Consider the following 345-nt stretch of genomic DNA (forward strand, 5'->3'; position numbering starts at 1 on the left):
GTCACATGCCCATCAACTTGAGATCTTGAAATACCCCCAAGTATTTTGGTGAAAAAAAGCAACATTTAAGTTCCTTATGACATTTTTCTAATATAATTTGTAACATTGCCTAAACAACAACTACCTTGTGGATTGTTTACTTCACAACCACATCGATTTTCTCTTATGTTTTCGCGAATATGCTCTACTGGATTAGGAGTAAGTCCATTTTCCACATATTGTTTGATTTTTTCTTTTGTCCAATCAAAACAATAACAAATTGGTGTAGTTGCTGATTCATCTTTTTGATTTACAGCTACCTTTATGTCAGATACAAAGTATTTTTTATTATTCGTATCAAAATAG

At 31.3% G+C, this 345-nt stretch carries 1 pseudogene; it reads right to left on the minus strand.

Annotated elements, in window-relative coordinates:
* Positions 1 to 74: 74 nt before the first annotated feature.
* Positions 75 to 345: pseudogene (locus KI356_RS27815) on the minus strand (putative iron-sulfur cluster-binding metallochaperone); the annotation flags it as partial.

Origin of the sequence: Bacillus hominis (assembly GCF_018332515.1) — a bacterium.
Classification (GTDB): domain Bacteria; phylum Bacillota; class Bacilli; order Bacillales; family Bacillaceae_G; genus Bacillus_A; species Bacillus_A hominis.